At 60.1% G+C, this 20,261-nt stretch carries 20 protein-coding genes and 1 riboswitch; of the genes, 11 read left to right on the forward strand and 9 right to left on the reverse strand.

Annotation, left to right across the window (positions count from 1 at the left end; translation table 11 throughout):
- Window positions 1-34 precede the first annotated feature (34 nt).
- From MUN80_RS03230 to MUN80_RS03245, 4 genes are all read right to left on the reverse strand, one after another.
- On the reverse strand, window positions 35-556 hold the full coding sequence (locus MUN80_RS03230; RefSeq protein WP_244719569.1) for a shikimate kinase: 522 nt from the start codon (window positions 554-556) through the stop codon (window positions 35-37).
- 254 nt (window positions 557-810) lie between these two features.
- A complete protein-coding gene (locus tag MUN80_RS03235) occupies window positions 811-1,866 on the reverse strand; it encodes an ABC transporter permease (protein ID WP_244719572.1) in 1,056 nt (351 codons plus the stop codon).
- An 88-nt stretch (window positions 1,867-1,954) separates the two neighbouring features.
- Window positions 1,955-3,064 carry a BT_3928 family protein gene (locus MUN80_RS03240; RefSeq protein WP_244719574.1) on the reverse strand — a complete coding sequence of 370 codons (1,110 nt, stop codon included), beginning with the start codon at window positions 3,062-3,064 and terminating at the stop codon, window positions 1,955-1,957.
- A gap of 188 nt (window positions 3,065-3,252) precedes the next feature.
- On the reverse strand, window positions 3,253-3,798 hold the full coding sequence (locus tag MUN80_RS03245; protein WP_244719577.1) for a DUF1599 domain-containing protein: 546 nt from the start codon (window positions 3,796-3,798) through the stop codon (window positions 3,253-3,255).
- A 46-nt stretch (window positions 3,799-3,844) separates the two neighbouring features.
- On the opposite strand from MUN80_RS03245, the gene folP reads away from it, so the two are divergent.
- From folP to MUN80_RS03260, 3 genes are all read left to right on the forward strand, one after another.
- A complete protein-coding gene (folP, locus tag MUN80_RS03250) occupies window positions 3,845-4,729 on the forward strand; it encodes a dihydropteroate synthase (RefSeq protein ID WP_244719579.1) in 885 nt (294 codons plus the stop codon).
- Entirely contained in the window at window positions 4,726-5,553 is an 828-nt protein-coding gene (gene cdaA, locus MUN80_RS03255; protein ID WP_244719581.1) for a diadenylate cyclase CdaA, read from the forward strand. The genes folP and cdaA overlap by 4 nt, the downstream gene beginning before the upstream one ends.
- 698 nt (window positions 5,554-6,251) lie before the next feature.
- Entirely contained in the window at window positions 6,252-6,659 is a 408-nt protein-coding gene (locus tag MUN80_RS03260; RefSeq protein ID WP_244719583.1) for an STAS/SEC14 domain-containing protein, read from the forward strand.
- A gap of 420 nt (window positions 6,660-7,079) precedes the next feature.
- Here MUN80_RS03260 and MUN80_RS03265 read toward each other — a convergent pair whose 3' ends face one another.
- Together MUN80_RS03265 and kbl are read right to left on the reverse strand one after the other, a co-directional pair.
- Window positions 7,080-7,481 carry a hypothetical protein gene (locus MUN80_RS03265; RefSeq protein ID WP_244719585.1) on the reverse strand — a complete coding sequence of 134 codons (402 nt, stop codon included), beginning with the start codon at window positions 7,479-7,481 and terminating at the stop codon, window positions 7,080-7,082.
- 172 nt (window positions 7,482-7,653) lie between these two features.
- Window positions 7,654-8,901 carry a glycine C-acetyltransferase gene (gene kbl / locus MUN80_RS03270; protein ID WP_244719587.1) on the reverse strand — a complete coding sequence of 416 codons (1,248 nt, stop codon included), beginning with the start codon at window positions 8,899-8,901 and terminating at the stop codon, window positions 7,654-7,656.
- A gap of 268 nt (window positions 8,902-9,169) precedes the next feature.
- Between kbl and MUN80_RS03275 the strand changes: the two genes are divergently transcribed.
- Entirely contained in the window at window positions 9,170-10,141 is a 972-nt protein-coding gene (locus MUN80_RS03275; protein ID WP_244719589.1) for an NAD-dependent epimerase/dehydratase family protein, read from the forward strand.
- Window positions 10,142-10,327: 186 nt separating this feature from the next.
- Here the strand turns inward: MUN80_RS03275 and MUN80_RS03280 are convergent, their stop codons facing one another.
- Complete coding sequence (locus MUN80_RS03280) at window positions 10,328-11,143, reverse strand: MeeY/MeeF family manganese export membrane protein (RefSeq protein ID WP_244719591.1); 816 nt, start codon at window positions 11,141-11,143, stop codon at window positions 10,328-10,330.
- A 181-nt stretch (window positions 11,144-11,324) separates the two neighbouring features.
- Here MUN80_RS03280 and MUN80_RS03285 point away from each other — a divergent pair, with 181 nt between their 5' ends.
- Entirely contained in the window at window positions 11,325-12,053 is a 729-nt protein-coding gene (locus MUN80_RS03285; protein ID WP_244719594.1) for a DUF3891 family protein, read from the forward strand.
- Between the two features lie 4 nt (window positions 12,054-12,057).
- Here the strand turns inward: MUN80_RS03285 and MUN80_RS03290 are convergent, their stop codons facing one another.
- Window positions 12,058-12,894 (reverse strand): hypothetical protein, encoded by an 837-nt coding sequence (locus tag MUN80_RS03290; RefSeq protein WP_244719596.1) that lies wholly within the window; start codon window positions 12,892-12,894, stop codon window positions 12,058-12,060.
- A gap of 141 nt (window positions 12,895-13,035) precedes the next feature.
- Here MUN80_RS03290 and MUN80_RS03295 point away from each other — a divergent pair, with 141 nt between their 5' ends.
- The 3 genes from MUN80_RS03295 to MUN80_RS03305 all read left to right on the forward strand — a co-directional run bounded on the left by MUN80_RS03295 (window position 13,036) and on the right by MUN80_RS03305 (window position 15,546).
- Window positions 13,036-14,004 carry a YihY/virulence factor BrkB family protein gene (locus MUN80_RS03295; protein ID WP_244719599.1) on the forward strand — a complete coding sequence of 323 codons (969 nt, stop codon included), beginning with the start codon at window positions 13,036-13,038 and terminating at the stop codon, window positions 14,002-14,004.
- Window positions 14,005-14,120: 116 nt separating this feature from the next.
- Window positions 14,121-14,780 (forward strand): spondin domain-containing protein, encoded by a 660-nt coding sequence (locus tag MUN80_RS03300; RefSeq protein WP_244719602.1) that lies wholly within the window; start codon window positions 14,121-14,123, stop codon window positions 14,778-14,780.
- 55 nt (window positions 14,781-14,835) lie between these two features.
- Entirely contained in the window at window positions 14,836-15,546 is a 711-nt protein-coding gene (locus tag MUN80_RS03305; protein WP_244719605.1) for a hypothetical protein, read from the forward strand.
- A gap of 82 nt (window positions 15,547-15,628) precedes the next feature.
- Here MUN80_RS03305 and rlmN read toward each other — a convergent pair whose 3' ends face one another.
- Window positions 15,629-16,696: a dual-specificity RNA methyltransferase RlmN gene (rlmN, locus tag MUN80_RS03310; protein ID WP_375373983.1), complete on the reverse strand. Its 1,068-nt coding sequence runs from the start codon at window positions 16,694-16,696 to the stop codon at window positions 15,629-15,631.
- Window positions 16,697-17,097: 401 nt separating this feature from the next.
- Window positions 17,098-17,193, forward strand: a riboswitch (TPP riboswitch).
- A 77-nt stretch (window positions 17,194-17,270) separates the two neighbouring features.
- Here rlmN and thiS point away from each other — a divergent pair.
- From thiS to MUN80_RS03325, 3 genes are all read left to right on the forward strand, one after another.
- Window positions 17,271-17,474 carry a sulfur carrier protein ThiS gene (gene thiS / locus MUN80_RS03315; RefSeq protein WP_244719610.1) on the forward strand — a complete coding sequence of 68 codons (204 nt, stop codon included), beginning with the start codon at window positions 17,271-17,273 and terminating at the stop codon, window positions 17,472-17,474.
- A 33-nt stretch (window positions 17,475-17,507) separates the two neighbouring features.
- The gene (thiC, locus tag MUN80_RS03320) at window positions 17,508-19,385 is read left to right on the forward strand and encodes a phosphomethylpyrimidine synthase ThiC (RefSeq protein WP_244719612.1); all 1,878 of its coding nucleotides are present in this window, start codon (window positions 17,508-17,510) and stop codon (window positions 19,383-19,385) included.
- 124 nt (window positions 19,386-19,509) lie between these two features.
- Window positions 19,510-20,259, forward strand: a complete 750-nt coding sequence (locus MUN80_RS03325) for a hydroxymethylpyrimidine/phosphomethylpyrimidine kinase (RefSeq protein ID WP_244719614.1) — start codon at window positions 19,510-19,512, stop codon at window positions 20,257-20,259.
- The last annotated feature ends 2 nt before the right edge of the window (window positions 20,260-20,261 follow it).

The following is a 20,261-nucleotide window of genomic DNA, read 5'->3' on the forward strand; positions in this document are numbered from 1 at the left end:
CAAACACTGCGCCGAACGCACCGGGGAAGGCAAATTAGCTGCTGGTTTGATACTGAGCCAGCAGGCGCTGCACCGCCGCCACCGTACAGGCTGCACCCGAGCAGCGGAGCGGCGCGCGGCTATAAAACTGTTCGCGCACCGCTAAGGTTTCGCGCAGACGATTCTCCAGCGCTTCGGGGCTGCCGGCCTGGGCCAGCAGCGGCCGACTGGCGGCACCTTGCTGCAGTCGCCGGACCAGCTCTTCCAGCGGGGCGTACAGGTACAGCGTGTAGCCGGTTTCGAGCAATAGGTCCATATTCTGGTGAAAACAGGGCGTCCCGCCGCCCGTAGCCAGCACCAGCCCGGGCAGCTCGGCCACCACTTCCCGCAGCACGGCGGCTTCGCGCTGCCGAAAGTACGCTTCTCCCTCAGCCGCAAAAATATCGGGGATGCTGCGCTGTTCAAGCCGCACGATTTCCTGGTCAAGGTCCCGGAACGGCAGCCCGTAGGCCGTAGCCAGCGCCCGGCCCAGCGTCGTTTTGCCCGCCCCTGGCATTCCAATCAAATACAGACGCATGGGTTTCTTCTAATGTGCTAATGTGTTGGAAAGTGCTAATGCACAACCCGTGCCTTTGCGAGGCTGAAGGCCGAAGCCATCCTTCCGCCGAAATGTACGGAGCCTTCTATCTTGACAAGCCCTCATCGGTGCATAGGCGAAAGAGCTTAGCGGGAAAAGGCTGTGGCTACCTTCGTAGCGGAAGGGTTGCCGCCGCTTGATGCGCGGAATGTGCTAATGCTGCTCCTCGCAAGGACAAGAGGAGCATTCGCACATTAACTCAGCTTCACCCGCGGGTCCAGCACGGCGTAGAGCACGTCGACGACGATGTTGACAACCACGAAGAGGAAGGCAATGAAGATAGTAGCGCCCATCACAACCGGGAAATCCAGGTTTTCAACGGCCCGCAGCGTAACGGTACCCAGGCCTTTCCAGTTGAAGATGTACTCGATAAAGAAAGCCCCCGCCATAAGTGAAGCCAGCCAGCCCGATACGGCCGTGATAACCGGGTTCAGGGCGTTTTTCAGGGCGTGGCCCACCACCACCCGGTAGCCCGACAGGCCCTTGGCCCGGGCCGTGCGGATGTAGTCCTGGCTAAGCACATCGAGCATGGAGCTGCGGGTGAGCTGGGTAATAACGGCCAGGGGCCGGATGCCCAGGGCAAAGGCTGGTAGCAGCAGATTGCGCAGCACCAGGTGGCGGCCCGTAAAGGGGTCCGTTTCGTAGAGCTGCCCGGTCAGGTTGAGCCCGGTCCAGTGGCTCCAGTAAAAGCCGAAGGTCATGGCAATCAGGATGCCGGCCACAAACGAGGGCACCGAGATGCCCAACACCGACGTCGTAATCAGGGCCCGGTCGAGCCAGGAGTGGGGCTTGAGGGCGGCTATTACTCCAAAGGCTATGCCCAGCACTGCTGCCAGCAGCATAGCCGCCAGCGCCAGCCAGAGCGTGCCGGTAAAATGGTCGAGCAGGATGCGCAGTACGTCCTTATTGCTTTGAAACGAGCGGCGCAGATACGGCACCTTCAGCACCACCGATTTTTCGCCCAGCGGCAGCAAAGCCACGCCCCCGTACTTGGCCACCCCGGCCGAGTCGCGCGGGTGCAGGCCCAGCGGCGACACATCGTTGAGGTAGCCCACCAGCTGCACCGGCACGGGCTGGTCGAGGCCCAGGTCGGCGGCAATGGCGGCGCGGGTAGCTACATCCGAGCGTTGGCCGGCCAGCAGGGCCACCGGGTCGCCGGGCAGCACGGTGAAGAGAAAGAATACGGTCAGGGCCACGCCGGCCAGCACCAGTATTCCCTGCAACAGCCGACGCAGCACGAAAGAAATCATTCGGTTAGTTGTTGGTTTTTAGTTGTTGGTTGGTCGTTGTCAGTTGTTAGCTATCCGTAAGAACGACCTAACAGCTGACAATGACCAACTACAGCAGCTCTTCCAGCTTGGCGCGGTCCGGAATGTCGTGGTAGTGGAATTTGCCCTTTACCACGCCGTCCTTGAGCAGCATAAAGCCCGGGTTGGAGCGAATCATGGATTTGAGCACCGTGGCATCGGCGTAGTAAAAGGGTGCCGACAGGTTGACCTCGTGGCGGAAAGCGTCGAATTCGGCCGGGCTGCTGCTGGTGATGACCAACGGGGTAATCTTCTTTTGCGACGAATCGGCCGCCGAAATCAGCTGGTTGATTTTCAGGAACCGGTCCCGGTCGGCGTGGTCGGTGCTCTGCACGATAAGTACCAGCTTGTTGCCCTTGAGCAGTTCCTGGGTGTAGTCGCCCTGGTCGTTCCAGACCTTGAAATCGGTGATTTTCGGGGCCGACTCCGGGTTCAAAGCTACCATCTGCTTGTACTTCCAGGTCGTGTCGGTGGGATACTCGGTAAACTCCTGAGTAGTGCCGTTGCGCTCCATGATATACTTGTAGCGCATGGCCTCCGAGGGTTTCATCAGCTTGCCGATATCGTTGCCGACCTTGTAAGGCAGGAAATCGAAGTAGGGCAAGTGGCCCAGAGCCCGCACCCCGATACCGATGGCCACGGCCGAAGCCAAGGTCATGTACATGATGCCCAGCATGCCGCGGGCAAACACCCGGCGCAGGTAGCGCTGATTGAAGAACACTACGGCCCAGAGCACCAGCAAGAACACGTCCTTCGAGAACGAGGTCCAGGGCGTGAGCTTGATAAAGTCGCCGAAGCAGCCGCAGTCCGTTACCTTGTTGAAGGCGGCCGAGTAGAAGGTCAGGAAGGTGAAGAAGACCAGCAGCACGAGCAGCACCCACAGGGTTTTGCGCAGGTACCAGCGCAGCAGCAGCGCCACACCCAAAATTACTTCCAGGGAGCTCAGCGTCAGGGACAACATCCGGGCGCTGCTCTTAAACCAGAGGAAGAAGCCGGCCAGGCTGGGCACGGAGGCGGCAAACACCTCAAAGTATTCTTCCAGCTTGTAGGCCGTGCCGATAGGGTCGTTGAGCTTGACCAGCCCGGAGAAGATAAACAGGCCGCCTAGCAGCAGCCAGCAGATTCGGGTAATAGATTTCATAGAAGAGGTGGTGCGGCGGACAACGTGCTCAGGGCACAGCGCACCGGCACCGATTTGGAGTCAGAAGGCGAAGATGGGCTATAGTACGCAGTTGTAAGCTCTGCAAGTTACTGAACCGAAGCGCACGGCGCAGGTTTTTAACGCACGCCTACTTCTGGGCCCCGGCACCCAGCATCGGACACCAAAGGCTAGGCGCTATATCCCAGCTTAATCAGGGCAAATACGGCGTAGTTGAGCATGTCGCGGTAGTTGGCGTCCACGCCTTCCGATACGCGGGTGAGGCCAGCCAAATCTTCAATCTGCTTGGTGCGGTGCAGCTTCATGAGGATAATGTCGGTGATGCTTTCGACGCGCATCTGCCGCCAAGCCTCGCCGTAGTCGTGGTTTTTGGCAAACAGCAGGCGGCGGTTTTCGGCCACCTGCTCGTCGTATGCGGCGGCCACGGCTTCGGTTTCCAGGTCCAGGGGCGCGTCGGCGGGCAGGCGCAGCTGCATCAGGGCCATAACGCAGTAGTTGATAATGGCCACGAACTCCTCATCTACGCCATCGGCCACGAGCTGCACGCCTTTCTCCTGAATGGAGCGGATACGCTGGGCCTTGATGTAAATCTGGTCGGTGACGGAAGGCAGGCGCATGATGCGCCACGCGGTGCCATAGTCGTGGGTCTTGGCCAGGAACAGGCTGCGGCATTTGCCAATCACCTGGTCGTACTCGTGCTGGGTTTGGTTACTCAAAATTTTCAGCCTACTTTTAAGAATCCCGGTTTTTAGCCTCTCTGCCATGTCTGCCCAGGCCGCGAAAGATACGTGTTTTTCTCCGAGGCAAACGCTGCGTTGCCCCGGTGGGCGCGTCCTGCATCTGGCCTCGCCCCAGGTCATGGGCATCCTGAATCTAACCCCGGATTCCTTCTTCGCCAAGAGCCGTGTGGCCGGCCACGACGACCTGCTGCACCGGGCCGAAGCCATGCTCGAAGCCGGCGCCAGCATCCTCGACGTGGGCGGTTACTCGTCGCGCCCCGGGGCTGAGCACATTTCCGAAGACGAGGAGAAAAGCCGGGTGCTGCCCGCCGTGGAAGCCCTACGCCGCGCGTTTCCCCAGGCGTTTCTGTCCATCGACACCTTCCGGAGCGGGGTAGCCTGCGCGGCCGTGGCCGCCGGGGCCGACATCATCAACGACATCAGCGGCGGGGAGCTCGACGAGGCCATGTTTGCCACTGCCGGCCATTTGCAAGTGCCCTACGTGCTGATGCACATGCGCGGCACGCCCCAGACCATGCAGCAGCTTACCAGCTACCCCGACGGCCTGGTGCTGGAACTGGTGCGTTACTTCCGCGACAAAGTAGCCCGGCTGCGCGCGGCCGGCGTCGCCGACATCATCCTGGACCCCGGTTTCGGCTTTGCCAAAACGGCCACCCAAAACCACGAGCTGCTCGGCCGGCTGCGGGAACTCCAACTGCTGGGCCTGCCGATCCTGGCGGGCCTTTCGCGCAAGGCTATGGTTTACAAGCCGCTGGGCCTGACGCCCGACTCGGCTTTGAGCGGAACCGTAGCCGTGAATACCATTGCCCTGCTCAACGGTGCCCGGCTCTTGCGCGTACACGACGTAGCCGAAGCCGTGCAAACCATTCGGCTGGTTTCCCGCACCCTGAATCCCTCGTCTCCGTGATTGGCACCTTCAGCATCGGCTTCCTGCGCATCGGCTGGATAGACGTCGTGGACGTGCTGCTGGTTACGGTGCTGTTTTACCAGCTCTACAAGCTGCTGACGGGAAGCGTGGCGCTGAAGATTTTCCTGGGGCTCATGTCCATCTACCTGCTCTACCTGGTGGTGAAAGCCGCCGGCATGGAACTGCTCACCAGTATCCTGGGGCAGTTTATGAGCGTGGGCGTGCTGGCCAGCATTATTTTGTTTCAGCAGGAAATCCGCCGCTTTCTGCTAACGATTGGCAAGGCCACGGCCTTCGACCGGATGCGGGTGTTCCCATGGCGGCGCGACGCGCCCGCCGAGCGCATGAGCATCACGCCCTTCGTGGAAGCGGCTAAAAGCTTGGCCGGCAAAAACACCGGGGCCCTGATTGCCTTCCAGATGGTGTCGGATCTGAAGTTCTACGGTGACTCCGGCGACCTGATCGACGCCACCGTGAGCAAGCGCCTGCTCATGTCGATTTTCAACAAGACCTCGCCCCTGCACGACGGGGCCGTCATTATCAGCAACAACCGCATCAAGGCCGCCCGCTGCATTCTGCCCGTGAGCGAGAACCCCGACGTGCCCGCCTCCATGGGGTTGCGCCACCGCGCTGCCATCGGCCTGACGGAAGTAACCGACTCGGTAGTGCTGGTGGTAAGCGAAGAAACCGGGCAGATTTCGCTGGTGCGGGGCGGGGAAGTGTTCCGCAACCTGTCCTCGTCCGATTTGCGGGCCCGCCTCAACGAGTTCCTCTTCGACGCCGCCCCCGACCGGCCAGCACCTCGGCCTCGGCGGCGGAAGTAGCCGCTTAAGTCTTCCTTTTTTGAGGTCCACGACGCATTCTGCATATTGGAATGCGTCGCTGCACGTGCTGCGGGCCATTCTAAAAGGCAGAATGCGTAAAGCCTTGGAAGGCGACTGATAGTTTAGTGGATGTAGCGGTCAATCCGCTGTTTGGGTCTGTAGTCAATTATAGTATCCTGCCGGAAGCGCAATTGCCACAGCTCGTAATTATAGCCCGGCGAGGGAGGTGGGGGCGGGCCAGTTCTTGTAGGCAGAACGATGGGCTTCCTTGTCTTGGGAGGCTTCTTTTTCGAGGCATACAGGTGGGCGTTCGGTATCCCCCAAAAATAGAAATCGTATTTCCCGATATGCTCGACTCCGAGCACTCCGGGGTCAGTAGGGTCGGCTGGCTCTCCCAGACTGTGGACGTTGACGCGTGATGAGTCGAGCAGGTAGACATAGATGCTTGTATCCGGCTCCCGATCGTGCTCATGGGCCCGCACATAGCCCCGAAGAAAACGGGCTAGCGCAGGGTTTACGGTTGCGCTTAGATCCGTTTTTTCGGGTCGACAGGCTACTAGCGCTGCTAGCATCAGGGTCATTAAGCAACAAATAGCCGGCTTCAGCATAAGCAAAGTAACTTCTTAAATCGTCCCAGGGGCGCTTATTTTTTCCGGAAGGCAGCCAACGATTTTGCCTGGAATTGCGTTTTTCACGCCATGATTCAGGAATTAACCTCACCCACTGGCCGCGTCTACCTTACCGTGGAAACCGATACCGAGAACAAATGGATTCTGGTAAACTGGATGGGGTATCTGACGAGCGACAGTATCAAGGCCGGCGCGGCGGCTTACACGGCGGCCTTGGCTAAATCCGGCTTTTCCTGCGTGCTGAACGATACCCGGGAGGTGCGCGGCCCCTGGGACCATTCCATAGACTGGGTGGTCAATGAGTGGGCCCCAAATGCAGCCGCAGCCGGCTTGCGCTACTTTGCCATGATCACTACGCCCGAAACCCTGGCCCAGGAGTCGGCTTCCAGCTTTTACGAGCAGCTGACGGCCTTTCATGCCGAGGTATTCGACAACCGTGAAGCGGCGCAGCAGTGGCTGCGCTCGGTATGTTCCTAGGCAGCTAGGGCCCAGCTGGCTGACACGGGACGGTCCGTGCCTGCTAGCGGCGTTGCCTACTGCTTTTTCCGTTCTATTCTCTGGCGCACCGCATTCTCTACGAAGCCCCACCTCACCCTTGCCTACGATTATGCCGGCGACTAGCTGTATCTGGACTGGCACGCCCCCCGACGATGCGGCGGTTATGGCTAGGGGCCTCTGGCAGGAGCGTTGCAGCAAGGGGCTTAACGACAACACCCCTCTGAGCGGCCTGTGGGCGGAGGCGGCCGTTCCTTCTCTTGGGCTCATTCGCCCGAGCGTTACAGTCAGCTCTCGGCCGAGCTGGCCCTGGAGCATACCAGCGCCGGCATCGTGTTCATGACCTTTCATAGCCTGGCCACGGCCAGCGAATGGCTGCGGCGCATGCAGGCAGCCGGCGGCTTATTGACCCCTGGCCCAGGCGCGGGCCTCTTCGATGGAGGCGAAAGCGCGCGTTTCGAGGGGCAGGTCGGGGGTGGCGTCCTGGTACATTGAGCCGATCAGCAGGCGGTTCAGGGTTGCCTCCGATTCGAGTCGGGCAAAGCGCACCACACCCAGTGCTACCATTTCTGGCAATACGTGGCTGGCTACCCACTCCAAGTCGATGGGGCGCACGGCTCCGAGCAGCCGGTCGTTGGCTATCCAGGCCCGGACGCCGTGCTCAGCCGCCAGCTGTAGCGCCTGCCCGATGTAACGGCGAAAATCAACGCTGTTGGCAAAGCCCAGCCACTCGGTTTCGAGGGCGGGATACGCGCCGGGGTGCAGGTGAAGCGTAAGAGATTCGTAAGAGGCCAGGACAGACATACCACACGGAGCTCAATGAAACGACCGGCACTGGCCGGCAGTGCCGCCAGGGGGTAGTACGCAAAAAAAGAGTGGGTGAACACAAAAAGGCCGGTTGCCGTGACGGCAACCGGCCTCAGAGGAGTCGGACCCCGACTGCTAAATGAGCAGAAGCTACTCCTGCTCCGTCAGCTTACGGCGTGTTAATTACCACCTGCCCGCCTTCGGGCCGCTCGGCCGAGCGGTCCTTGAGCGTACCTAGCTCCTGCCCGACTTCGATAAAGGCCTGAATGGCCTTGTCGAGGTGGGCGCGGGTGTGGGCCGCCGAGAGCTGCACCCGGATGCGGGCCTGGCCCTTGGGTACCACCGGGAAGTAGAAGCCTACTACGTAGATGCCTTTGTCGAGCATTTTGGCGGCAAACTCCTGAGCCAGGCGGGCGTCGTAGAGCATGACGGGCACGATGGGGTGCTCGCCGGGCTTAATATCGAAGCCGGCCTCGGTCATCTTTTGGCGGAAGTACTTGGTGTTTTCTTCGAGCTGGTCGCGCAGCTTGGTGCTTTCGGTCAGCAGCTCCAGTACCCGCAGGGAGGCGCCCACAATGGCCGGGGCCAGGGTATTGCTGAACAAGTACGGGCGGCTGCGCTGGCGCAGCATCTCGATGATTTCCTTGCGGCCCGAGGTGAAGCCGCCCATGGCCCCGCCCAGGGCTTTGCCCAGCGTGCCGGTGATGATGTCGACGCGGCCCAGCACGTCGCGGTACTCGTGGGTGCCGCGGCCGGTTTTGCCCAGAAAGCCCATCGAGTGGCACTCGTCAATCATGACCAGGGCTTGGTACTTGTCGGCCAGGTCGCAGATTTTGTCGAGCTGGGCAATGGTGCCGTCCATGCTGAACGAGCCGTCGGTGACAATGATGCGGTGGCGGGTGCCTTTGGCCTGGGCATCCTGGAGCTGCTTTTCCAGGTCGTCCATGTCGTTGTGGTTGTAGCGGTAGCGCTGAGCCTTGCACAGGCGCACCCCGTCGATGATGCTAGCGTGGTTCAGGGCGTCGCTGATAATGGCGTCCTGCTCGTTGAAGAGTGGCTCGAACACGCCCCCGTTGGCGTCGAAGGCGGCGGCGTAGAGAATAGTATCCTCGGTGCCCAGGAACTCGGCCAGCTTGGCTTCCAGCTCCTTATGAATATCCTGGGTGCCGCAGATAAAGCGCACCGACGACATGCCGTAGCCGTGGGTGTCAATGGCTTCTTTGGCGGCTTTAATCACCTCGGGGTGTGAGGAAAGACCCAGGTAGTTGTTGGCGCAGAAGTTCAGCACCTCTCCCGCTTCATCGGTCCGGATTTCGGCGCCCTGGGCGGAGGTAATCACCCGCTCCTTCTTGAACAGGCCGTTGTCTTTGATTTCCTGAAGCTGCTGTTGCAGATCGGGCTGGAGAGTGGTATACATGCGGTGAAGTAGTGAGTTAGTGACTGAGTGAGTGGGATACGGCAAAAGTACGGACTTCGGAGGTTCCGACTTTTTATCATTTGTCATCCTGGTTGCGCCAGGGCAAAATCCTGTACCGGCAGGCAAGAAATTAGCCGCTAGCCACTTACCCGATTAGCCCTGACCCAAGCGACTTACGTACCAGCTCAACGATGCCAGCGAAGCCGGAGTAAGCGCGCCGTGCGGTATCTTTGTGGCCCCCACCCCCACCCTCTTCCCTTAAGTCAACATGCACTCTACTCCCAGCGACACCATCCTCGTTATTGGCGCCGGCGGCCAGCTTGGCCTCGAACTCACCCACGAACTGCGCCAGCGCTACGGTGCCTCCAACGTGGTAGCGGCCGACGTGCGGGCTCCCAAAGATGCTGCCACCCAGGAAAGCGGCCCTTTCGAGCTGCTCGACGTGCTGGACAAAAACCGCCTGGAAGAAGTAATGCGCCAGTACAAGCCCAAGCAGGTCTACCACTTGGCGGCCCTGCTCTCGGCCACGGCCGAGAAGAACCCCAAGTTTGGCTGGCAGCTCAACATGGACGGCCTGTTTCACGTGCTTGATGCCTCCGTCGACCTGGGTGTGCAGCGCGTGTACTGGCCCAGCAGCATTGCCGTCTTCGGCCCTGATACGCCCCGCGACAACACGCCCCAGCTTACCGTGATGAACCCCAACACGGTGTATGGCATCAGCAAGCTGGCCGGGGAGCAGTGGTGCGAGTGGTACTTCCGCAAGCACGGCCTCGACGTACGCAGCCTGCGCTACCCTGGCCTGATCGGCTACAAGAGCCTGCCCGGCGGGGGCACCACCGATTACGCCGTCGACATTTACCACAAAGCCGTAGCGGGCCAGAACTACGAGTGTTTCCTGCAGGAAAACACCTACCTGCCGATGATGTACATGCCCGACGCACTGAAGGCTACCCTGGACCTGATGCACGCCCCGGCCGAGCAAATCAAGATTCGCAGCTCCTACAACCTGGGCGCCATGAGCTTCAGCCCCAAGGAAATTACGGCCAGCATCCAGCGCCACCTGCCCGACTTCCAGGTCAGCTACCAGCCCGACTCCCGCCAGCAGATTGCCGACTCCTGGCCCGCCAGCATCGACGACAGCCGCGCCCGCCAGGACTGGGGCTGGCAGCCCGACTTCGACCTCGACAAGATGACCCAGGACATGCTGCTCCATCTCAAGCAACAGCTCCAGCCGGCCTAGCCTTTCCATAGTAGTCATTCTGAGGCGCAGGCGAAAGACCTTCCTCGCCTACCCTGCGCAGGTAGTACCAACACATAAAAGCCCTTTACCAGCGCATGGTAAAGGGCTTTTTACATTTACTAAGCCTTATCAGAACATGTAGGCAGGTCCTTCGGCTGCGCCTCAGGATGACCAATGAAAATACCCCTACCCTACTTGCTTCTTCTCTTCCGGCTTGCGCTTCGGAATCTTCGGAATATTCGCGTGCCGGGGCACGTTGAAGAGCCAGGACGTGATGAGCGGCACCACGAAAAAGCCCACTGTCAGCAGCGTAAGGCCCACATCTGCCACGTGCCCGCCCAAAAACACGCTAAACGGGTGCGTAGGTAGGTAATGCTCAAACAAGGACAGCATCAGCTTCAGGCCCAGCACCCCGATAACCAAAAAGGCCGCCGTTTCCAGAAACGGGTATTTGGCCATGAGCAGCACGAAAGCCTGGGCCACCAGGCGCATGGCCAAAATACCGATAAACACGCCCAGGCAAATCAGAATCAGGTTATCGGTGAAGGCTACCACGGCAAACACGTTGTCGATGCTGAAGGCCAGGTCCATGAGCTCAATCAGGGCTACGGTGGCCCAGAACTTGCCAAACAGGCCCAAGGTGCGCTTGTAGAGCCAGCTTTTCTCCTTATCGATTTCCTCGCCGTCCTCATTGGTGCTGGAGCGCTTGGGCTTGAATTGGTTGTAGGCCAGATATACCAAATAGAGGCCACCCAGCGGCTTCAAAAACCAGAACTCAATCAGGAAAGAGGCAAACAGGATGCAGAGCCCCCGGAACACGTAGGCCCCGATAATACCGTAGCGCAGGGCCTTCTGGCGCTGTTCCTTAGGCAAATCCCCGACCATCGTAGCCAGCACCGCCGCATTATCCACCGACAGCAGGCTCTCAATAATGACCAGGTTGCCGACAATAGCGGCGGCGGCTAACGGGTTATCAAGGATTTGTTGAACGTGTGCATTCATAGCAGAAAGAAAGTAATACGCCGGGGGCGCTTCTGATACGCGCCGCAGTAGCTACGCAGTTGCCGGTCCAAACAAAGGTATACTGCCAAAATAAAACCTCCCACCAACGAATAACTGACAACTACCAACTAACAATTTCCCCGTAAGCCCGTCAGAACCTTCCGCGCACCACTTTGCTCCCATGATTGTAAACCTAACCCCCGACGGCTGGCAGATTATCTACCAACAAGCTCACGCCCTGCTGGCAGCCCAGCTAGCCTGGCAGTGGCAGCCCTTCGGCCCCACCGACCGGTGGGTGGGCCTGCTGGCTGCCATTGCTCAGCACGACGACGAGCAGGAACGCTGGGATGGGCACTACGGCCTGACGCCAGCCGGCGCCCCGGCCAACTTTACCATGAAGGATTTCTCCCTCGACCAAGCTACCGGCGTCATGCGGGCAGCCCGCTTCCAGGGCCAGTGGCGCAGCCTGCTCACCAGTATGCACCTGAGCTTCCTCTACGAAAGCCTGCGCGGCCAGCAACCGGAAATTGACCAGTTTCTCGACGAGCAGAAAGCCGGCCAGCAGCACTGGCGCCGGAGTCTGAAAGTCACGAAAGCCGAAGCCCAGCAAGCCTACGACCTGATGCAGTGGTGCGACCGACTCAGCCTCATTCTCTGCCGGCAGGAGCTGCCCGAAATGGGCCGCCACCTCGAAATCAGCACCGGGCCCGACGGGCAGCGCCACGAGGTAGTCCAGCCCACTGCCGGTGGCCCGGTCACGGTGACGCCCTGGCCGTTTGCCACCAAGGAGTTTTCGGTGAGCGTGGAAGCCTGCCAGCTGCGCCAATTGCAGTTCAAAGACGATGAGGAATTGAGCCGCGCCCTGCGCGAAGCCCCCATCGTGACGCTGCGCTGGGATTTTGTGAAGTAACCAACTACTCCAGCCGGGCAATGGGCGTCGGGTTCTGCATTACGCCCGCGGGCACCGAGGTACGGGCCGTAATGTGGGCAAGGCGGCGGCCGTCTTTGCCGTCGGTGCGGTCGGCAGCCAGCTTTAGGGGGCCGTACTGCTGATACTCGGTCCAGCGGCGGCGGAAGGCGGGCTGGGCGTCGGTGGCTTTGGGGAAATAAGCCCACTCCTCCACCAGCTTGGTACGGGGGCTCACGTACACCTCGTACTTATTGTCGGGCGTGACGCCCACGTTTTTGAAAGTCATGTTCAGCACCTCGGCTGGCGTGCCGTCCATGAGCTGACCCGCGCCTTTGTAAGTCAGCGTTACGCCCGAATCCTTGAGCTTGAAGGGCATCAGCAGCCACCAGGAGTTGTTGACCCAAATCGGGTACATCCGGTCGAGCAGTTTCTTGCCTTTCTCGGTGGTCGAAATATCCTGCCCCTTGCTGTAGGTGTGGCCCTGCTTGGTATTGAGGTTGTACACGGCTACCAGCGTGTCCTTCTGCCAGCGGAAGTCGCCGGTTTGCTTGTCCCAGAGCTGGTAGGAGCCATCCAGGAAATCCCAGCCCAGCAGGCGCGTCTGCTGCCAGGCCGCGTAGCCGCCCATGCTGTGCATTACCGTATCGGCCCAGGCCTGGGCGCGGGCGTCGGAGCCGGCTTGGTCAAAGCCTTGGGCGGCGGGGTAGCTAACCACGCTGCCTTGCTTGGCCGAGGCGCCGGCCGACAGGTTTTGGGTAGGACTACAGGACGTGTGGCTACTGAGCAGTAGCAGCATACCGGCACCGGGCAGCAGATTCAGGAAGAGGCGTGGGAAAGGCATAGAACAGTGGTTGAGACGGGGCATTTGCGACCTGCCAAAGCTAGCAACTGTACGCAGACAAGATGGTTTCGGCTAGCTCAACCAAACGCCACTGCCATTAGCCCGTACTACCGCGTACGTATCCTTCCAGCTTTCCGCCCCATGGCCACACACTACCGCTTCTCCGATATTGTCGGCATCCTCAAAACCACGGCCAGCGAGTTCATGACCAACAACTCGTTTCGGCACGCCGCCGCCCTATCCTACTACACTATTTTCTCCCTGCCGCCCCTGCTACTCATTGTCATTACGGTGGCCAGTTCCATGTATGGGGCCGAGGCCGTAACGGGTCAGGTATATGGGCAGATGCGGGGCTTTCTGGGCGCCGACTCGGCCAAGTTTCTGCAAGATTCCATTGCCGAGTTTACCAAGCAGCAGAAGAGTGGGGTAGCTTCTATCATCGGCATCGGGGCGCTGATCTTTGCAGCTACCACCTTTTTTGTCACCCTGCAGGAAAGCATCAACGACATCTGGAACCTGAAGGTAAAGCCCCGCAACGGCATCTGGCAGTTTGTGCGCGACCGGCTCCTCTCCTTCGGCCTGATCCTGAGCGTAGCTCTATTACTGCTTATTTCCTTCGTGGTCAGTGCCGTGCTGAGCGCCTTCACGGGCCAGCTGCAGCAGTGGTTTCCGGAAATCGGCGTAGTCGTTATTCGCCTTGTCGACTTCATTTTGTCGCTGGCCGTCACGTCCCTGCTTTTCGCCCTGATTTACCGCTTTCTGCCCGATGCCATTATCCGCTGGCGTGACGTGGGCATCGGCGCCTTTATTACGGCCTTACTCTTTGTACTGGGTAAGTTTCTGATTGCCTTCTACATCGCCAAGGCCGATCCGGGTTCCGCCTTCGGGGCCGCCGGCTCGGCCATTGTGCTGCTGGTATGGGTCAACTACTCGGCTCTCATCATCTTCTTCGGGGCCGAGTTTACCCAGGAGTTTGCTGATGCCTTCGGGCAGAAAGTACAGCCCAAGTCCCACGCTGTGCGCATCGAAACCCGGGAAGTGCCCGAGGGCGAAACCAAGGAGGAAATCAGCACCGGCCGCCCCCGCTCCACGGGCCGCTTCCGCAGCTAGCAGCGGCCGTAGCAGAAGGGCCGCTACTGCTTGGAACGGGTGGAATAATGGAGCTATACCAAACTGTCCAACTGACGCGTTGCGGTAGTATCTCGTTCCCCCCTTTTCCCGGGCCAATGAAACAGCTTGTCTTCCTTGCACTATGTAGCTTACTGGCAAGCTGCAACGATACGGCCGACGACGACGCAGAGCAGCCTTCCTCTGAGCCCACGGCTCTTTACCGGGTTACCTTCGAGGCCACCTGGAGCGCCGCTACCCACCCGGGCAATTACCCGGCCGGGGCCCATTTCTCCCCGCTTATCGGGGTTTCCCACACCCACGATGCGGGAGCTAGTCTGTTCCAGCCCTCTTTGCCCGCCAGCCCCGGCATCAAAAACATGGCCGAGCTGGGCAATAATACCGCCCTGCGTACCGAAATCAACACGCTCATTGCCCAGGGCAAAGCTTTCCGGCTGCTTGACGGCCGCACTGCCACGGCCTCACCCGGCTCCCTCACCGACACCATCCGCCTGAGCCAGACCCACTCGGCCCTTTCGGTCGTCACGATGATAGCGCCCAGCCCCGACTGGTTTGCGGCCCTAACCGTTCACGACCTGTTCACGGGCCGCAGCTGGGCCGCCACGCGCCGCATTCCGGCCGTATTCTACGATGCCGGCACCGACAGCGGCCCCGACTACACATCTGCTGACCAGCCTACTACCCCGGTAGGCGTCGTTCGGGAAGTCAACAGCCTGGCCCCGCCCCTGGGCTACTTCGTGCTGGAGCGCATCAAGTAACGTCGTGCCTCCAAGCACCACAGTGCCGAAGAATTCATCGTACTTTTCGGCCCTTATGAAACGTCTCTTTCCTTTGCTGCTAGGCAGTCTAGCTTATTGCGCCACGGCTCAGGCAGCCGCGCCCCTGGCTGGCGACACGCTGCGCGGGCAGCACCAGTTTATTCAAACAGTGAGTGCCACCATGTGTGAACGGCTCGAAGAAGAGGGCAAAGCCAAGCCCCTGAACTCCTTCTCGACGGTTGAGGCCCAACTGACCATTTCGCGTATCACAGAAAGCAGCATTCAGGCGCACACCGAAGAGCTGGGCGAGCTTATGGCCGCCAATAAGATCAGCTTACCGCGGAAAGTGCGCGAACGGCTGGGCGAGAATATCGTGGTGCATCTGCTGGAAAGCTGCCCGGCCGGGCAACAGTTGCTGATGGGCATCGTCCAGAATCAGTTTGGGGCCAAGCTTAGTATTAGCGCCGAGGAAAAGCCAGTCCTGCTGGTTGTTAGCAATGACATCTGCCAGCGGCTCGATGCCGATAATGCCAGCCGGCCCATGGCCAGCCGCACCAGTAAGGAGCGGATGGATGCCTTTGCCGCCGCTATGCAAGGCGGGATGCTGAAGAATATGGAGCCCCTGGCCAATTTTTATGGCCTCGACAACATGCAAAAGAGCAAAGTGTCTGCCGCGCTGGGGCAGAAAATAGCGCTGCTTATTTCCCAGCAATGCCCCAGCTACATCTTGCGTCTGGGCCTCGACGCCATGACGAGCCGCAAGTAACTTCCATTTCGTTCTGTACCAGAAAGGCCGCAGCGGGTATCCGCTGCGGCCTTTCCTATTGATAAACTAGCCCGGCTGGCGCTTAGGCTACGTCGGCTTTTTCCTTCACGGCCAGCTGTCCGCAGGCCGCGTCAATGTCCTTGCCGCGGGAACGCCGAATGTTGGTTTGCACGCCGCGGTCGGCCAGGTACTTGTGGAAGGCCGTGATTTTGTCGGCTTCGGCGTTCTGGTAACTGGCGTTTTCGATGGGGTTGTATTCAATCAAATTCACCTTGCAGGGCAGCCACTTCGAAATCTGGTACAGCTCGGCCGCGTCTTCCAGCGTGTCGTTGAAGTTCTCGAACACGATGTACTCGTAGGTGACTTTGCGGCCGGTTTTCTCGTGGTAGTACTGCAGCGCGTCCTTCAAAGCGGCCAGGGAGTTGGCCTCGTTGATGGGCATGATTTCGTTGCGCTTCACGTCGTTGGGCGCGTGCAGCGAGAGGGCCAGGTTGGCCTTCACGTCGTCGTCGGCCAGCTTCTTGATCATCTTGGCAATGCCGGCAGTGCTAATCGTGATGCGGCGTGGGGCCATATTCAGCCCGTCGGGGGCCGTGATGCGGCGCACACTCTCCACCACGTTGGCGTAGTTGAGCAGGGGCTCGCCCATGCCCATGTACACGATATTGGTGAGCGGCGTGCCGTATTGGGCCTCGCACTGCTCCCGGATGCGCACCACCTGGTCGTAGATTTCGGCCGCGTCCAGGTTGCGCTTGCGCTCCATGTAGCCCGTGGCGCAAAACTTACACGTCAGCGAGCAGCCCACCTGCGAGCTGATGCACGCCGTCATGCGCGTATCGTGCGGGATAAGCACGCCCTCCACGATGTTGCCATCGTGCAGGCGGAAGGCCGACTTGATGGTGCCGTCGTTCGAGAGCTGCTGATTCTGGACCGCCACGCCGTTGATAACGAAATGCTTGGCCAGCAGCTCGCGGGTCGAGAGGGAAATGTTGTTCATCTCCTCAAACGAGCCGGCGGTATTCTTCCACAGCCATTCCAGCACCTGCTTGGCGCGGAAAGGTTTTTCGCCGTGCTCTACCATAAAGGCTTTGAGCTCATCGGGGGAGAGTTTGCGGATGTCGCGCTTGGAAACAACGGGCAGGTCAATCATCATAACTGCAAAGATACGACAGGTGATTTAGTGAGATAGTGATTTAGTGAGTTTTAGGTTTGCCTGCCCCTCACTATGTCGCTGGCACCCAACATAGCCGAGGTGGTAATAGTGCCTGTGTTTAAATGTGCTGATGTGGATACTGTGAGGAATGTGCCAGTCACCTGCCATTGCGAGGCGAAGCGCGGCCATCCGTCCTCTACGCAGTACGACCCACTCTTTTACCAGAAAGCCCTGACGTTAGCGCAACGTCAGGGCTTTTCACTTAAGAGCACTCAGCACATTTCAAAGGACGGATTGCTTCGTCCTGCGTCCTCGCAATGACACGGGGTAAGAAGGCCCGCACGGCGACATCACAATTTCGCAACCTCACCATTTCACTTTTTCCCTTACCTTGCCGGCATAAACTTTAGGGGTGTTCTGCTACGCGGGACTGAGAAATACCCTTGGAACCTGATCCAGGTAATGCTGGCGAAGGGAAAAGTGACCAGAAACGGGACGCTCTGTGCCCGTGGCGTACGCCGTCCTATCGTTTATTGTTTTGACTCCATCAACCTGCTAATCTGCTTGTTGCATGACGCTATTTGTCAACGATAAACCGCACGAGGCTTCAGCTTCCCCTACCCTTACGGCCACGCTCGACGAGCTGCAGCTGCTGCACCTGCGCGGCATTGCCGTGGCCGTCAACGACGTGGTGGTGCCCCGCCCCGATTGGCCCGCCCACCAGCTGCAGGCCCACGACCGGATTACAATTATTCGCGCCACCCAAGGGGGCTAGGCCGCGCCACGTCCTGTTTCCACTTCCTTTTCGATGAAGAAAAAAGACCAAGCCCCCCAGCAGACGCTGGTGGAGCGCCAGCCCCTGACCGGCTCGCGCAAGATCTACGTGCCCGGCCAGCTCTACCCCAACCTGCGGGTAGCCATGCGCGAAATCGTGCTCAGCGACACCCAGCGCAAGTTCGACTTCGTGAACCCCACGGAGGAAAACCTGCCGGTAACCGTCTACGACACCAGCGGCCCCTATACCGACCCCAACGTGGCTATCGACCTCAAAAAAGGGCTGCCCCGCCTGCGCGAGGAATGGATTCTGGGCCGCGGCGACGTGGAGCAGTTGCCCGGCACCTCGTCGGAATACGGGCAGCAGCGGGCCGCCGATGCCTCGCTGGACGCCTTGCGCTTCGAGCACATTCGGCGGCCGTACCGGGCTAAGCCAGGCCGCAACGTGAGCCAGATGCACTACGCCAAACAGGGCATTATCACGCCCGAAATGGAATACATTGCCATCCGGGAAAACCAGCGCATCGACCAGCTGGCCCAAGACGACCCGCTGCGGGTGCAGCACCGCGGGCACAGCTTCGGGGCCAACACGCCCCAGGGCTACATCACGCCCGAATTTGTGCGCCAGGAAGTAGCCGCCGGCCGGGCCGTGATTCCCTCCAACATCAACCACCCCGAGGCCGAGCCCATGATTATCGGGCGCAACTTCCTGGTGAAAATCAACACCAACATCGGCAACTCGGCCGTGACGTCCAGCATCGAGGAAGAGGTGGACAAGGCCGTGTGGAGCTGCCGCTGGGGCGGCGATACGCTCATGGACCTCAGCACCGGCAAGAACATCCACGAAACCCGGGAGTGGATTATCCGCAACTGCCCGGTGCCGGTGGGCACCGTCCCGATTTACCAGGCCCTGGAGAAAGTGAACGGCAAGGCTGAGGATCTGACTTGGGAGCTGTTCCGCGACACGCTGATTGAGCAGGCCGAGCAGGGCGTGGACTACTTCACGATTCACGCCGGGGTGCTCTTGCGCTACATCCCGATGACGGCCAAGCGCGTGACGGGCATCGTCTCGCGCGGGGGCTCGATTATGGCCAAGTGGTGTTTGGCCCACCACCAGGAAAGCTTCCTCTACACCCACTTCGAGGAAATCTGCCAGATCATGAAGGCCTACGACGTAGCCTTTTCGCTCGGCGACGGACTGCGGCCCGGCTCCATTGCCGATGCCAACGACGAGGCTCAGTTTGCCGAGCTCGAAACCCTGGGCGAGCTGACCAAGATTGCCTGGCAGCACGACGTGCAGGTGATGATAGAAGGCCCCGGCCACGTGCCCATGCACCTGATTAAGGAGAACATGGACAAGCAGCTCAAGGAGTGCCACGAGGCGCCATTTTACACCCTGGGGCCGCTCACGACCGACATTGCGCCCGGCTACGACCATATTACCTCGGCCATCGGGGCGGCCATGATCGGCTGGTTTGGCACGGCCATGCTCTGCTACGTGACGCCTAAGGAACACCTGGGCTTGCCCAACAAGCAGGACGTGAAAGATGGGGTCATTGCCTACAAAATAGCCGCCCACGCCGCCGACCTGGCCAAGGGCCACCCCGGCGCCCAGTACCGCGACAATGCCCTGAGCAAGGCCCGGTTCGAGTTCCGCTGGGAAGACCAGTTCAATCTGAGCCTGGACCCCGACACGGCCCGGGAGTACCACGACGAAACCCTACCCGCCGAAGGCGCCAAGGTGGCCCACTTCTGCTCGATGTGCGGCCCCCACTTCTGCTCGATGAAAATCACCCAGGAAGTGCGCGACTACGCCGCTACCCAGGACCTGACCGCCGCCCAGGTGCTGGCCTCGGGCATGGCCGAAAAGTCGCGGGAGTTCGTGAACAAGGGCAGTGAAATCTACCTGTAGTCTTTGCTGGAACTCAGAGTTTAGAGCTTAGAACTGAGAATCGTTCTGGCTCAGTAAGAACAACTTCTAAGCTCTAAAAGAACAACTTCTAAGCTCTAAGTTCTCAACTCTAAGTTCTAAAAGAATGGCCCGCCCCTACGCTCTGAGTATTGCCGGCTTCGACCCCAGCGCCGGAGCCGGCTTGCTGGCCGACTGCAAGACGCTGGAAGCCCACGGCGTGTACGGGCTGGGCGTGTGCACGAGCCTGACGGTGCAGAACGACGTAGCCTTCGAGCGGGTGAATTGGGTGCCGCTGGCCGACATTCAGGACCAGATTCGGGTGCTACTGGCCCGCTTCCCGGTTGATTTCGTCAAGATCGGGCTATTCGAAAGTTTGCCCCAGCTGCTGGAGTTGCTCCGGTGGCTGCGGCAGCTCCGCCCGGCCGCGCGCATCGTCTGGGACCCGGTGCTGAAGGCTTCGGCCGGCTACGAGTTTCACCAGCGGCCCGCACCGGAACTGGTGCGGGCTTTGTGCGCTGAGCTGGCACTGATTACGCCTAACCTGCCCGAGATGCTACGGCTGTGGCCCGCGGCTTCGGCCGAGGAGGCCGCCGAAGTGGTGGCCGGGTTTTGCCCCGTGCTGCTCAAGGGCGGGCACGGCGCGGGAGAGGATTCGGTCGACATTCTCTTTGCCGACGACACCCAGTACCACTTCACCCAGGCCCGCCTGCCCCAGGGCGAAAAGCACGGCAGCGGCTGCGTGCTGTCGGCGGCCATCCTGGCCCAGCTGGCTTTGGGACAACCCCTGTCCGTGGCCTGCCAGCTGGCCAAGCGCTACACCACGTCCTTTCTGGCCAGCAACGACACGCTGCTGGGCTACCACTCCTTTCGCTAAGC

Origin of the sequence: Hymenobacter cellulosivorans, from assembly GCF_022919135.1 — a bacterium.
Classification (GTDB): domain Bacteria; phylum Bacteroidota; class Bacteroidia; order Cytophagales; family Hymenobacteraceae; genus Hymenobacter; species Hymenobacter cellulosivorans.